This is a genomic window from Gluconobacter sp. DsW_058 (assembly GCF_002153615.1).
Lineage (GTDB): Bacteria > Pseudomonadota > Alphaproteobacteria > Acetobacterales > Acetobacteraceae > Gluconobacter > Gluconobacter cerinus.
Map to the genome: position 1 here is coordinate 25,358 of NZ_JOPH01000068.1, position 14,515 is coordinate 39,872.

At 56.5% G+C, this 14,515-nt stretch carries 11 protein-coding genes; 9 read left to right on the forward strand and 2 right to left on the reverse strand.

The genetic code is table 11. The features are described 5' to 3' along the window. Positions 1-105: 105 nt before the first annotated feature. The 8 genes from HK24_RS11905 to HK24_RS11940 all read left to right on the forward strand — a co-directional run bounded on the left by HK24_RS11905 (position 106) and on the right by HK24_RS11940 (position 7,469). Positions 106-330 (forward strand): hypothetical protein, encoded by a 225-nt coding sequence (locus HK24_RS11905; RefSeq protein WP_233126255.1) that lies wholly within the window; start codon positions 106-108, stop codon positions 328-330. Next, positions 327-938, forward strand: a complete 612-nt coding sequence (locus HK24_RS11910; protein ID WP_086634645.1) for a Rieske (2Fe-2S) protein — start codon at positions 327-329, stop codon at positions 936-938. The genes HK24_RS11905 and HK24_RS11910 overlap by 4 nt, the downstream gene beginning before the upstream one ends. Continuing rightward, the gene (locus tag HK24_RS11915; RefSeq protein ID WP_086634646.1) at positions 935-1,486 is read left to right on the forward strand and encodes a glutathione S-transferase C-terminal domain-containing protein; all 552 of its coding nucleotides are present in this window, start codon (positions 935-937) and stop codon (positions 1,484-1,486) included. Before HK24_RS11910 ends, HK24_RS11915 begins: the two co-directional genes overlap by 4 nt. After that, a complete protein-coding gene (locus tag HK24_RS11920; RefSeq protein ID WP_086634647.1) occupies positions 1,477-2,580 on the forward strand; it encodes a BMP family ABC transporter substrate-binding protein in 1,104 nt (367 codons plus the stop codon). Before HK24_RS11915 ends, HK24_RS11920 begins: the two co-directional genes overlap by 10 nt. After that, positions 2,573-4,159: an ABC transporter ATP-binding protein gene (locus tag HK24_RS11925; RefSeq protein ID WP_086634648.1), complete on the forward strand. Its 1,587-nt coding sequence runs from the start codon at positions 2,573-2,575 to the stop codon at positions 4,157-4,159. The genes HK24_RS11920 and HK24_RS11925 overlap by 8 nt, the downstream gene beginning before the upstream one ends. Beyond that, positions 4,156-5,202 carry an ABC transporter permease gene (locus HK24_RS11930; RefSeq protein ID WP_086634649.1) on the forward strand — a complete coding sequence of 349 codons (1,047 nt, stop codon included), beginning with the start codon at positions 4,156-4,158 and terminating at the stop codon, positions 5,200-5,202. Before HK24_RS11925 ends, HK24_RS11930 begins: the two co-directional genes overlap by 4 nt. Before the next feature lie 2 nt (positions 5,203-5,204). Then, a complete protein-coding gene (locus HK24_RS11935; RefSeq protein ID WP_064274479.1) occupies positions 5,205-6,140 on the forward strand; it encodes an ABC transporter permease in 936 nt (311 codons plus the stop codon). Between the two features lie 111 nt (positions 6,141-6,251). Further along, the gene (locus HK24_RS11940; protein ID WP_086634650.1) at positions 6,252-7,469 is read left to right on the forward strand and encodes a cation:proton antiporter; all 1,218 of its coding nucleotides are present in this window, start codon (positions 6,252-6,254) and stop codon (positions 7,467-7,469) included. A gap of 56 nt (positions 7,470-7,525) precedes the next feature. Here HK24_RS11940 and HK24_RS11945 read toward each other — a convergent pair whose 3' ends face one another. Next, positions 7,526-10,159, reverse strand: coding sequence for a M1 family metallopeptidase (locus tag HK24_RS11945; RefSeq protein WP_086634651.1), 2,634 nt, complete (start codon positions 10,157-10,159; stop codon positions 7,526-7,528). Between the two features lie 185 nt (positions 10,160-10,344). After that, the gene (putA, locus tag HK24_RS11950) at positions 10,345-13,914 is read right to left on the reverse strand and encodes a bifunctional proline dehydrogenase/L-glutamate gamma-semialdehyde dehydrogenase PutA (protein WP_086634652.1); all 3,570 of its coding nucleotides are present in this window, start codon (positions 13,912-13,914) and stop codon (positions 10,345-10,347) included. Positions 13,915-14,050: 136 nt separating this feature from the next. On the opposite strand from putA, the gene HK24_RS11955 reads away from it, so the two are divergent. Beyond that, a complete protein-coding gene (locus HK24_RS11955) occupies positions 14,051-14,503 on the forward strand; it encodes an Lrp/AsnC ligand binding domain-containing protein (RefSeq protein WP_086634653.1) in 453 nt (150 codons plus the stop codon). Positions 14,504-14,515 lie beyond the last annotated feature (12 nt).

The following is a 14,515-nucleotide window of genomic DNA, read 5'->3' on the forward strand; positions in this document are numbered from 1 at the left end:
GGATGGGAAGAGTTAATCATGCTCTCTGGCATTGATGGAATACAGAATATTGATAAACCGGAAAATTCTTATTGTGAAATGAGATAAGAAAGGCATGATCCAGTGGTGCGGGAGATTCGTTTCGAAGGGCGCTTTGATCCCGAGCTGTTCCGGGATTTTGCTGTTGCCCGGGCGCGCCTTCTGGCCGTGGAGATTACAGACATGTCTGTTTCAGGTCATTGTTTTTCAGTTCGGCTGGTGGGTGAAGAAGCACTTCTCGGAATGTTCGAGATGGCGTGTCTCCTCGGGCCAGGGGGCTGTATTGTGACAGGCACGGAGAGCCTCGGATGACAGGGTGGTTTCCAGTTGCTCTCAGTATGGATGTTCCCGCTGGAACAGCAGCTCCGGCACGCTTGTCTGGCAAAGAAATTGCTCTTTGGCGTGGCACAGATGGTGAGATCCATGCCTGGGAAGATCGCTGCCCACACAGAGGAATGCGGCTGAGTTTCGGTTTCGTGCGGAACGGAAATCTGGCTTGTCTCTACCACGGCTGGCAGTTTGGAGCAGATTCAACGTGTCGCCACATTCCAGCTCATCCTGAACTCCGTGTGCCGGGCACCATTCGCGCTACAGCTTATCAGGTGCAGGAGAGATGCGGAATGATTTGGGTGAGCCTCGATGAGACGCCATCACTTTCGCCCATGCCGGAAGGCGAGGCGTCAGGCGTTCGGAGCTTGCTGGTTCAGGTGCCTTTGCAAACTGCGCGGACGTCTCTCAATATGGAGGCTTCGAACTGGAAGCATCAGGATAACTGTCTTTTCGCTGTGCATGAACCAACAGTTGGCCTGACCATGTTGCATGTTGCGTCATGGACTGTCGCCGGGCAGCGGGAGGCTGCGCGACAAGCTGTGCAGTTACGGGATCGTCTGGAAGCCATCAAGGAGACCGTTTCAGCATGAGGTTACGAGACTGGGCACTTGATGACAGATGCTATGCTGTTCGGCTGGGAGCGTCCCTGATGGGAGTGAAGCTGCCTACGGTCACGGATGATAGCGCCTTGGAAAGTGGCCCAGCCCTTGAACTCGTCGACGATGTTCTTCATGGGCCGTTAGAGATCCTGAAACGGCTCGTAACGCTTCCAGACGTCCTGCAGGAATGGAATTCCGGAACGGATGCAATAACGTGGGCAGCGAACGCCTTGGACACCTTTTCCATTATGCGCAGGACGGTCATGCTGGCGTCTCTTTCTGTTGAAAATCCCGCCCAGCTTGCGATGCCGTTGATGGGCGAGATTGAAGATCGGCTTGCAGAGAACCGCTTGGACGGTCGATGCTGGGTGTCAGGGGATCATCCAGGAGTTGCCGACATCATGCTGTTTCCAGTTGTTGCCTTGAGCCAGGACCTTGAAGTTCCTTTGGATCTTTATCCGGCAGTTCGGAACTTCATGAGGCACTTCAAGGCGCTGCCTGGGTTCATAACGATGCCGGGAGTGCCGGAATGTCACTGAAAAATCCTCTGATGCTCCCGCGGCGTTCCGTACTGGCTGCTCTGGGCAGCTCGCTTGTGATGCCGTCGGCTCTGAAGGCAGCGTCACGTCGTTTTGCGCCCATTCGGGAAGAGGATCTTCTGATTGGCTTTGGGCACACCAGCCCCATCACCGATGGCGGATGGAGCCACGCTCACGATCTGGCGGTTCAAGCCGTTAAACGTGCCTATCCAGCTGTCAAAACCCTCTTTGTCGAGAGCGTGCCTTACTCCGCAGATGCAACCCGCATCTTCCGCCAGTTCGTGGCGGAAGGAGCGCAGATGGTAATTTCCACGTCCAATTATGGAGACTTCATTCGCGACGTCGCCGATCGTGCTCCGGACGTTGCGTTCATGGAGTGTGATGGCCATGCTGTCAGCAATAATCTTGGCTGGTATTATATCACGCACTGGTACGCTAGTTATGTCATTGGTATCGCCGCAGCCCGTCTGAGCAAAACCGGCAAGCTTGGCTACGTGGCCTCTTTCCCGGTTCCTTCCGTCTATGCAAGTGCGAATGCTGTGCTTTTGGGGGCGCGCTCGGTTAATCCGCAGGCGACGATGCGTGTTATCTCCATCAATTCGTGGTTTGACCCGCAGGCTGCAACTGAAGCGGGGGCTGCTCTGGTAGATAGTGGCTGTGACTTCCTGTGCGGGATTATGGATGATCCGGGCTATCTGCGTGTCGCGGAGAAACGCGGTGTCTGGGCTGCGATGTGGAACACCGACATGCGTGAGTTCGGGCCCAATGCATATGTCAGCTCTGTCGTGCTGGACTTTGCTGACTACTATATTCAGCAGGTTGGTGCGCGGATCCGGGGAGAGTGGGCGCCGGAGGGACGTTTTCTCACATTGGCCAAAGGCGTCGATCGGGATCGCTGGGGGCAGAACGTTCCTGAGGCTGTACAGAAAGAAGCCGACGCTGCGCGGGACCGGATGCTGGCTGGATGGTCGCCTTTTCAGGGGCCGATCTATGACTCTGAGGGAACGCTGCGGGTTCCAGCAGGCCATGTCATGACTGACATGGAGATGTATAACTGGTCGTGGCAGGTTCAGGGAGTGTCTGGTCTTGGCTGATGTCACGCATGCGTCCAACGCGCCTCCTGCTCATCTTGCAGCGGGGACACCGCCCATTCTGGAGCTGGTGAATATTGCGAAATACTTTCCAGGCGTTATTGCGAACGAAAATGTTTCCCTGAATGTGTTCCCCGGTGAAATTCACGCCCTGTTAGGGGAGAATGGTGCAGGGAAGTCCACACTGATGAACGTGGTGACGGGCCTCTATCAGCCCGATGCCGGGGAGATCATCATTGATGGATATGGGACCACGTTTCCCGCCCCCGACGCAGCCATCGCTGCCGGGATTGGCATGGTTCACCAGCATTTTCGTCTGGTTCCCCGTTTTACCGTCGCTGAAAACCTCCACCTGGGCTGGTCTGAAACACCTCGGCGCCTTGCGGGGAAAGACATTGAAGAGCGTGCCTCTGCACTTTCCAAGAAGTTTGGCCTCCCGATTACGCCCTCGGCCGTTGTGTCTTCCTTGTCTGCGGGCGAGCAGCAGCGTGTTGAAATCCTTCGTGTTCTGTCTCGGGGCGCGCGACTTCTTATCCTTGATGAGCCAACGGCTGTTCTCAGCCCCGTCGAAGTCGGCGAACTGTTTTCCGCTCTTCGTCGGTTTCGTTCCGAGGGAGGCGCAGTTGTTATCATCAGCCACAAGCTTGATGAGATCATGGCGCTTGCGGACCGGGTTTCCGTTCTGCGGCAAGGGCGACTGGTGGGTACGCATCAGACGTCCGATGTAACGCCTGACAGTCTCGTAACAGAGATGATCGGGCGACCTGTTACGCTTGCAACCTCTTATCCACGGCAGTCTCCTGCTCCGGCTGGCGATGGCTCTGAACCTCTGTCTCTGAAACAGGTGACAGTGCGGGATGCCGCAGGCGTAGTCCGTCTGGATGATGTCAGTCTTTCTCTTCGTCCGGGAGAAGTCCTGGGGATTGCAGGGGTGACGGGCAATGGCCAGCCTGAGCTGGCAGAGGTTCTGACCGGATTGAAGGCGCCTGAGGGCGGGACGGTCTATTTGAATGGCAAGGCTGCCAATCGTGCAGACCCGGCAATGTTTGCGCATGCGGGCGTGGGTCACGTACCGGAAGACCGGCTGAAACGTGCCCTGATGCCGGGGCTGAGCGTTGCGGAAAACATGGCACTCCGGGAGTATGACCGTCCGCCGATTGGCGGACGGTTCAGCTTCTCCATGGCGCAGGCGCGCAAGTTTGCCCAGTTGCTCGCAGACAGGGCAGGTGTGAAGCTTCCGGGCACACAGGTGCAAATTCGCGGGTTGTCTGGCGGCAATCAGCAGAGGCTGGTTCTGGAGCGTGAGATCCGGATTGCCAGTCATGTTCTGGTGGCCAGTTATCCCAGCCGTGGTCTGGACATCGGGGCTATCTCAGCCATGAGGGATATGCTCGCCCGTGCGCGTGACGCAGGTGTTGCCGTGGTTCTGATGTCAGAAGATCTGGATGAAATCTTCGCCCTGAGTGATCGTATTGCTGTTCTGTATGCCGGGCGTCTCATGGGGGTCATGGCTCGTGCAGACGCGGATCGGGAAAGCATAGGCGCGCTCATGAGTGGCCGTAATCTGTCGGAGGCCGCATGAGCGCCGTATCCCCTCGCACGCGTCTTACGGTTGTTCCGTCTCATCGTATTGCCGTTGGCCGCGGGCTCTCCATCCTTGCGGCTCTGGGCATTGTAGCGATTACGCTCGCCGCGATGGGACGATCTCCGATCGAACTCGCCGGGCTCATCGTTCGATCGACCGTCGGGTCGCGCTTTGGCATTGAGGATCTCGCACTCTTCATGACGCCTCTGATGCTTACAGGGGCGGCAGTTTGGGTCGGGATCCGTGTCAATCTCTGGAATATCGGGGCGGAAGGGCAGCTTTATGCAGGTGCGACGGCAGCGACGGCTGTTGGTCTGTTCACGCATTGGCCCGCCATTGTCGCACTTCCGGCGATGGTTGTAGCTGGCGCTCTGGCGGGAGCGGCATGGATTTTTATTCCCGCTGCGGCCCGGGCTTGGCTTGGCGTCAGTGAGATTGTTACGTCTCTTCTTCTGAACTTCGTGGCCTCCCTGCTTGTCTATTATCTGGCAACCGGACCGTGGGCTGATCGCGTGACTGGTGCCCTGGCCTCAACCGAACGCCTGCATGTGGCACTTCCGGAGCTCTGGGGAGCGGTTCATCTGGGGTTCTTGCTCGCATTAGGTATTGTTGTTGGTTTGGGAGTAGGCCTCGCGAAAAGCCGGTTTGGTTATGAAACGGCTGTGTGCGGCTCCAATCCGCAGGCTGCGCATTATGCTGGGATTAAGGTCGCTCCCCGTATTCTGGCTGTGCTGTTGTTGTCAGGCGCTTTGGCCGGGTTGGCTGGCGTGTTTGAAGTCGCGGGAACCGTTCACCGTCTTCAGGGTGGCCTTGCCAATAATTATGGATACTTGGGCATTGTCGTGGCGCTTCTGGCTCGCGGGTCGTGCTTTGCCCTTATTCCAGCAGCGCTTCTGATGGCACTGATTCTGGATACGGGGATTGTTCTCCAGACAACCCAGATCAGTTCTTCCGCCGTTCTTGCCATTACCGGTCTGTTGGTCCTTGCGATTGCTGCCGGAGACGAAATGGCAGCCTATGTCCGTGTGAACAGGAACTGATCATGGCACTTCTCAGCGACCTTCTCGGTCATGCCGTTCTGTCAGGCGGTGTTCTGGCGCTTGGTGCCCTCGGCGAGGTGATTGCCGAACGTGCAGGTGTTCTGAATCTCGGAGTGGAGGGCCTGATGTCCCTCGGGGCCGTCGTTGCAGTCATGACTGTGAACGCGACGCCTCATCCATGGCTGGGTCTGCTGGCAGCAGGACTGGTGGGTGGGCTGGGAGCAAGTGTGCTTGCGCTCTCCAGCGTTGTACTTCGTGCCAATCAGGTTCTGTGTGGCGTGGCGATCACCTTTCTGGGGCTGGGTCTTAGTTCTGTAATCGGGCGGTCCGTTGCCGGTGTTCCGGTCTCTGCTGTGTTCGAACCAGTCTCCATTCCGGTTCTGTCTGCCATTCCTGTTATCGGACCTGCCTTCTTTAGCCAGAATATTCTCGTTTACCTGATCTATCTCGTCTTTCCTGTAATGGCGCATTTCTGGCTGTTTCGGACGCGTTCGGGTTTGGATCTGCGGGCCGTGGGCGAAAATCCGGCAGCAGCGGACGCGGTTGGGGTGCCCGTCATGAAGTACAGAGCTCTTGCCGTGATTGTTGGGGGCGTTCTGGCTGGTGTGGCTGGCGCTGATCTGACGCTCGCCGTCGTGCCTGTCTGGTCAGACGGGATGATCGCCGGACGTGGCTGGATTGCCGTGGCGCTGGTGATCTTTGCTGGATACCGCCCAATTGTTGCCGTCCTGTCCGGGCTACTGTTCGGGCTGGTAACGGCAGTTGGGTTCATGGGGCAGGCCAGAGGCTGGCCTGTTGCACCCGCGATCCTGAATACGCTGCCATATCTCGGGACGGTTGCCTGCATTATTGTGCCGATGCTGGCGTTCGCAAAACTGCGCTCTGCCATGGCGGCTCCCGCGGCGCTCGGGACGCCCTATTATCGAAGTGGAAGATAAGCGAACCGGGTGTGGGGTGGGGCGCCAGCAGGCGTCCCAAACACTTTGGTTTGCACCTTTTCCCCATAATCGCGTACTCTGTCTCTTCATTTAGGCATAGAGGGGAGGCTGATGACAAACATTACGGCACTTATTGCAGACGCCGCAGTTTTTGTTTTTCTTCCATGGGTTGTATGGAGGATACTGAAGAAAACAATACCGATTGTGGTTCTGCCAATACTTGTCGGTATATTGATTTCTGTCTGGCATATTCCTGTAAAATCACTTGGTATTCCATCGGTTTATGGAAGCGATATTGGCTGGGTTGCCGTTCTGGTTCTGGCGTTTACTGCCGGTCTTGAAATGTGGCAGTCCCCGGGAAGCGTGGCGGACGATCACGCCCTGCCAGCGCCGACATTGGGGCGTCTGCTAACGGGTGCGGCCGTTGCGCTGGGTGGTCCGCTTCTGATGGGATCCATACTCGCCTACGAATTTTTTCTGCCACTTCCCGGATGGCATCCGCCACATGCACAGCCTTGGGTCGCCGCAGCGTCTATTGGCCTGTGCATTGCCGTGAGTGCTTTGCCGGTTCTGATTGGCGTGGTGCGTGAGCTTAATCCGTCTCAACGTCCGTTGGGTCAGCTGGCGCTTAAGCTGGCCGTTGTCGACGATGCTGCTCTCTGGATTGGTCTGGCAATGCTTCAGGTTGCCGAGCGTGGGACGGCAGCCCTCCATGGATGGACGGGCCTCGAAGTCCTCGCGATTGCGCTGCTGGTGGGGCTGGCCGTTGCCGGAAACTGGGCTTCCCGTCATTTCAGGAATCCGCCTTCCGCTGTTATCTGGATTGCGGTGCCGATTTATCTTGCTGCCGGTTCGTGGGCCAGCATGCAGCTCGGTCTGCACGAACTGATTGGCGCTTACTTTGCTGGCGCGATCATGCCGCCGTCGTGGGTTCGGCGGTTGCCCGTTGAGAAGGTGGGAACGTTCTCACTCATCTGGCTCGCCCCGATGTTCTTTGGTCATAGTGGCCTGAATATCGATGGTGATGCTCTGACATGGCCCTCCGTGATCGCTTCTCTGTCACTCGTTGCAATCTCAATCGTGACGAAGATTTTGGCGGTCTATATTTACCCGCCTGCATCCGGCCTGAGCAGGCGTCAGGCGTTGAGCGTCGGTGTTCTGTTGCAGTGCAAGGGGCTCATGGAAATTGTTGCTGCAACGATTTTCCACGCCCAGGGCATGATTTCAGAGTTTGCCTTCGCATCTCTGATGGTTCTTGCCGTCATTTCCACGGTCCTGACAGGGCCCATGTTCAAGCTGGTCGCGCCCCGATCTTCTGCGGCGTCTTAAGGGCTTGAAGAGGAGAGGGGAATTAATCCCCTCTCCATAATCATTCTTCAAAGCAATCAGTGATGCGTTGCCAGCCAGTCGTGGATCTGTTCCTGAGTGGCTTTAATAGCATCCTGACGGGCATTGATCGTATTGACCGCTTTTGCTGTCGCGATTTTTGCACCTGTTGTCTTCGTGGACCACGGATCGTTCTGAAGTGCTTCAAGGACCTGTGGGTTATTGGAGTGTGCGGCGATTGAGGCCAGGAAGTCATCCTGCGACCACGGAGCCAGATGCGTACGAATATCTGCCTCATGCTCCTTCACCAGTTGCCACACCAGATCAGGATTTTCGCTCGACGCTGCAATGACGGCCAGTGAGCGTGCAATCCGTCCGTTCGGGATGGCTCCGCTATAGGCGAGGGCCACGTTCTTGCGGATCAGATCCGGGTTAGTTGCGCTGGCAAGAGCGGCGAAGTAGCGCAGTTTGAGTTCTGTCGCCTGGGTGGTACGAACTTTCTCAGCCATGAAGTCATATGTCTGGCCATCCGCCGTCTTCATGGCAATGGTCGTAACAGCACCGACAAGATCGGGGCGGAGAGAGGCTGGGTTTGCCTTCCAGAGCGCAAAGCGACGCTTGGCTTCCGCAATAACCTGCGGATCGTTGAATGTTCCGAGTGCGCTGATCACCGATGGCCGTAGCATCGTGTCGAGAACGTTCTCGTGCGGTTTTTCGTCCCAGCCCAAACGCGCCAGAACCGGTGCCAGACGGCTGCGAGCATATGTCTGGAAGTCATCACGATCGGCATTGCCGATTTCGTACTGATCAATCGTTTCAAGGCGGCTGATGATCTCTTCCAGAACCGCAATGTCGCTTTCATGCGCTGCAGTCAGGCTATCGACCAGATCCAGATAAGACCCAAGTTTGGCCTGTCCTGACCGGAAAAGGGCATACTGGTCCCCAAGCAGGTTGGCGCGATCAACGGGAGCAAATTTGCTGAGAGATGTTGCAAGGGCGCCGAGCGCGTTCTTGTCATAAGAAACGCGATAATAGCCGCTCTCGCCAAGATTGAGTTTGAAGGCCGTATCGCAACGGGGCGCTGTGATAGTGACGGGTTCAGTGCCGAGAACGAGGGTTTTTGTCGGAAGTCCTGGGCCGCCAGCCACAACCGGAACGCTCCATGTTAGAGGCTGAGCCTGTGGGTCATGGATTGTGAAGCGGCTCTGGGTGAGTGTGTAGGTGGCCTGATCATTCTGACAGAACGATGTGACATTAACCTGCGGGATACCCGGCTGCTCCGTAAAGCTGCGCGCTACCTTGGCAACGTCTTCGCCAGAGGTGGACGAAAGGGCATTCCACAGATCCTGACTGGTAGCATTGCCGAATGCGTGAGCTTTCATGTAGGCCCGCATGCCATCACGGAATTTGTCCTCACCCAGCCAGCCTTCCAGCATCCGGATGACCAGCTCGCCTTTGCCATAGCTGATGCTGTCAAACGCTGAATTTGCTTCACTGACGTTGTGAATGGTCTGCTGGATCGGATGGGTCGTTGAAAGGGCATCAATGCCCATCGTTTCTTCGCGGGTCTCATGCTGGCGTGGCCAGATGTCCCACTGTGGGTTCAGCTTATCCGTGACCTTGATTTCCATCCAGGACGCAAAGCCTTCGTTGAGCCAGATGTTGTTCCACCAGCCCATCGTCACAAGATCGCCAGACCACTGATGCGCCATCTCATGCGCAACGACTTCGTGAATCAGCTCGCGTGTTTTGGGTGTGCTGTTTTTCGGGTCAAACAGAAGCACATTGTCGATGTATGTGAGAGCGCCCCAGTTCTCCATCGCACCGGCCTGATAATTTCCTGGAATGGCCAGCATATCCATCTTCGGGAGAGGATATTTTACCCCGAAATAGCTGTTGTAATACGGCAGAATGCGCTGGGCTGATTCAAGAGCATACCGACCCTGTTCCTCAAGACCGGCCGGGGCATAAACACTCAGGGGCGTGCCATCAGCCTCTCCATGAACGGCTCCCATGTCACCGGCAACAAGTGCCAGCAGGTAGCTGGACATGCGAGGTGTTGGGGCAAAGGAAACGCGCTTGGTCTTAGTGTCCTGCTGCGTGGTGCCGATAATGGGCATATTGCTGACAGCAACATCATCAAACGGCAACGTTACATTCAGCTGGAAGCTGGCCTTGAATGCGGGTTCATCCCATCCGGGGAACATGCGGCGGGCATCAGCAACTTCGAACTGCGTCACCAGCATGCGGCGTGCCTGACCGGTGGCTGACGTATAATCGTTGATGTAGAGGCCATTTGGCGTCTTGAGGATTGGGCCCGTGTAATCGATGGAAAGAGTGTGGGGGCCCTTGGGTACAGGCTGTGAGAAATGCAGCGTGGCAGTTTCTGCAGCGTCATCCTGAGTGATGGTCGCATGCTGCGTCCCATCCAGAAGGGCACCAGACAGCTTCAGTCCTGCCTGATTGAGAACAATGTCCTGCGTATCTGTCAGGACCGTGACGTCGATGGTTTCCTGGCCCTTGAGGGTCAGATGCTCCGAGTCTGTTTCGAGATCGATGGCATAGGAGGCAGGAACAACAGTTTTGGGAAGTTGGCCTGGTGTCTGCTGGAAGGAAAACGTTCCTTCGGCATGCGCCACCATGGCAAAGGGAAGACCGGCAAGAAGGGTGCTGAAAGCCAGAAGGCGGCGCATAACGATGCGTATCCTTAATCAGTCAGAATATTGAAGAAACAGCGTAACGCTTTGTTTCAATGGTGGCGCAAGGGTCGCACACTCGGTCCTGACATGAAAGTGGGAGGCAGGTTTGATGCGTCTGTCTCTGTAAACCAAGACCTCCCACCGCAGCCTGTATGACCACGATGGGAGTGTGTCTCGTGTTAAACCGTCGCCATAAGAGCCGCATTTCCGCCAGCAGCCGTCGTATTGCTGCTGCAGGCCCGCTCCTGAACCAGCCATTCCAGTGGGTAGCGTCCGTCTGCATCTGGTGTGTGCAGGCAGACTACTGGCCCGTCTTTACGTTCCAGTGCTGCCAAGACCTGCTTGCGGTCTGTTGCATCGCCATTGCACAGCGCCACATCCACCTGAACGTCTGTTGATAGTGGAAGGATAGAGGCTCCCAAGGCCGCAGGCGGTGGGGGCAAACGGCGCCAGATTTCCGCAGGGATCGCACAGGCATTTCCAGTGGACAGGGCATCTGTGACTTGCTGACACAGATCCTCAAGTGTAGGGCCTGCACACAGTACGGTGCCTCGTGCTGTCAAAGTGTAAACGTTGTCTTCTCCGACAGGGCCGGGGAGGGTAAGGGTTGTTCCCAAAGGCGTTCCGGCAGGCACAACGGCTCTGAAGTCTGGTGCTATGGCCCTTAACCACTGCCCGGCAAAATTCAGGACAACTGGCAGGTCATGGTGCGCCAGAGCACCTAGTTCAGGGCGTCGGGACAGAAGGCGACGCAGGTAAAGCGGGCCACCTGCCTTCGGGCCCGTTCCGGAAAGGCCATGCCCCCCAAACGGCTGAGACCCGACTACAGCACCCACAAGATTACGGTTGACGTAGATATTTCCCGCATCTGAGGTGGCTTTAAGGTCTTCAATCGTACTGTCGATGCGTGAGTGAACGCCGAAGGTCAGGGCATAACCGGTGTTGTTGATGGCAGCCATCAACTGCGCGCGTTCTTCGCGGCGATATCTGACAACATGCAGAACCGGCCCAAATACCTCGCGGCGCAGAGCTGACAAACTGTCGATTTCAATCAGGGTCGGCGGCACAAAGGTCCCGTTTGCGCACTCTTCAGAAATTGCAGACTGATGGATCGAAAAACCACGAGCGCGCATGTCTTCAATATGGCTGAGAATTCCGCTCTGAGCCTCTTCTGTGATGACTGGCCCGACATCTGTCTGCGGAAGAGCTGGATTTCCCGTACGCAGTTCTGCCATCGCCCCTTTGAGCATCGTCAGAACACGATCCGCGCTATCGTTTTGCAGGCACAGTACCCGGAGTGCGCTGCATCGCTGCCCAGCACTGTCAAATGCGGAAGACAGCACATCCCCGACGACCTGTTCGGACAGAGCCGAGCTGTCCACAACAAGTGCATTCTGGCCGCCCGTTTCCGCAATCAGAGGAATAGGTGTGCCATCTGCATTCAGGCGTCCGGCAAGCTGCTTTTGGATAAGCTTTGCGACGTCCGTCGAGCCGGTGAAAAGAACGCCGGTTATGCGGGGATCGGCGACGAGCGCCGCTCCGATTTCGCCTCCACCCGGTACAAGCTGTAAGGCTTCTGCTGGCACTCCGGCATCATGGAGAATGCGGATAGCTTCTTGCGCAATGAGAGGCGTTTCTTCCGCAGGTTTGGCGAGAACGCTGTTCCCGGCTGCCAGAGAAGCAGAAACCTGCCCCAGAAAAATGGCGAGAGGGAAGTTCCAGGGGCTAATGCAGACGACGGGACCCAGTGGCGCAGCATTTTCAGCAGTAAATTCACGGCGGATCTGGGCAGCATAATAGCGTAGGAAGTCTACAGCCTCGCGGATTTCAGACACCGCATTGGCAAGGGTCTTTCCTGCTTCCCGGATAATCAGTCCCATCAGTCTGGGCATGTCGTCTTCGAGGCTCTGAGCGGCCTTCTCCAGACATGTAGCGCGTTCGGAGACTGGTGTGTTCTTCCAGACATCAAAACCTGTTACGGCTTTGCTGATGACAGCCCCTACGCTTTCGACAGCCGTGGGTTTGATATACCCAATGACATCTGACTTGTCGGCAGGATTAACGACATCCTCGCCCGCTGTTTCACCAAATGAGGCCTCCTTACTCAGGGCAATACCAAGTGTTTTCAGAGTGTTTTCGTCTGCAAGATCCAGCCCATGCGAGTTTTCACGCTCAGGCTGGAAAAGATCGCTCGGCTGGCGCAGTGTGCTGGGGAGGGCATTGGCGGAGAGCGTGACGGGGTCGGTGATCAGTTCTTCCACCGAAACTGCGGGATCCTGAATACGGTTCACAAAGGACGAATTCGCGCCATTTTCCAGTAGGCGGCGTACGAGATAGGCCAAAAGCGTTTCATGCGTACCCACAGGAGCATAGACGCGGACAGGCCGATTCAGCTTTTCCGGACCAACAACTTCTTTGTACAGCGTTTCTCCCATGCCGTGCAGGCATTGAAACTCATAGGACTCAGTCGTGAAATTCGGGCCTGCCAAGGCGTGAATGCTGGCCAGTGTCTGCGCGTTATGCGTTGCAAACTGTGGGAAAATGGCGTCTGGAGCAGCCAGAAGCTTCTTGGCGCAGGCAATGTAGGAAATGTCGGTATGGATCTTCTGCGTGAAGAGCGGAAAATCCTCCATCCCATCGACCTGGGCACGTTTGATTTCACTGTCCCAATAGGCACCCTTAACCAATCGGACCATCAGGCGGTGATTTGTGCGACGGGCCAGATCAATCACCCAGTCGAGTACGAACGAGGCACGCTTCTGATAAGCCTGAACAACGAAGCCAATGCCCTTCCAGTCTTTCAGGGCTGGGTCGAAACAAAGCGTTTCCAGCAGGTCCAGAGAGAGCTCCAGCCGGTCTGTCTCTTCAGCATCGATGTTGAAGCCAATGTCATAGTGACAGGCAAGGCGCGCAAGTGCTGTCAGGCGAGGGCCCAACTCGGCGAGAACGCGTTCCCTCTGGAGGCGGCTATAGCGCGGATGAAGGGCAGACAGCTTGACTGAAATACCCGGGCCTTGATAGGCGCCAGCGCCTGCCGATGCCTGGCCAATAGCGTGAATGGCCGTTTCGTAGTCACGGTAATACCGATCAGCGTCCGCCATGGTCGTGGCAGCTTCTCCCAGCATGTCGTAGGAGTAACGGAATCCTTTTGCGACGAGGGGTTTGCTGTTTTCGAGCGCGTTCGCGATGGTTTGGCCGGTTACAAACTGCTCACCCATCATACGCATTGCCATATCGACGCCCTTGCGGATCACAGGCTCACCGCACCGCCCGATCAGGCGTTTGAGGCTTCCCGGCAGGGCTTTCGTCTCTTCCGTCGACAGGACCTTGCCGGAGACGACCAGTCCCCAGGTCGCCGCGTTTACGAACAGGGAGGACTTGCGACTGATATGCTCATGCCACTGACCGTTCCCGATCTTGTCGCGAATGAGGGCGTCACGTGTGGGAAGGTCAGGGATACGAAGCAGGGCCTCCGCCAGGCACATCAGGGCGACACCCTCCTGAGAGGAGAGATCGTATTCCTGCACCAGATCCTGAACGATACCGCTACTGCGGCCTTGACGAAGAGCTTCGACCAAACGCCTCGCTGTCTGACGGGCGAGGGCAGCCTGATCGTCCTCAAGGCGAGCCTCACGCGAAAGTTCCGTCACCCGCGGGGCTTCCGCTACGCGGGTGTGGTCGGTGATAGCCTGACGTAGCGGAGACCGCGGCGGAACGATGGCTGCAAGGGACGCGAAAGGTGAGGTCATGAGGATACCGCTGTTCTGATGGTCTCTCACAGATATTGAAACGTTTACGAAACAGGTGCTGGTATTTTAAGGGAGACGACGAATTAAATTCGGTTTATCGAATTTATGGAAAATTATATTTAGCAGGTGGTGCGAATTGGATGACATAGATCGCAGAATTCTGAGGTTTCTTCAGAAGGATGGCCGCATCACGAACATTGATCTGTCACGGCAGATTCATCTGAGCCCGGCCGCTACGCTGGAGCGCGTCAAAAAGCTGGAGCAAAGTGGGGTAATCCGCGGCTATATGGCCCGTCTGGATCCTGAAACCGTCAATCTTGGGCTACTTGTTTTCATTCAGGTCACGCTGGATCGGACCAGTCCGGATATTTTCGAGGCATTTTCTAAAGCACTCAAAACCATTCCTCAGGTCAGTGAGTGTTATATGGTTGCGGGCGGGTTCGACTATCTGGTGAAGGCGCGGGTCAAGGACATGACCGCATATCGTAATTTTCTGGGGAAAACCCTGACCCGGCTCCCGGGAGTACGCCAGACGCACACTTACACCGTCATGGAAGAGGTCAAATCCGATCCCGAATTGCCTATCTGACGGCCATCATTT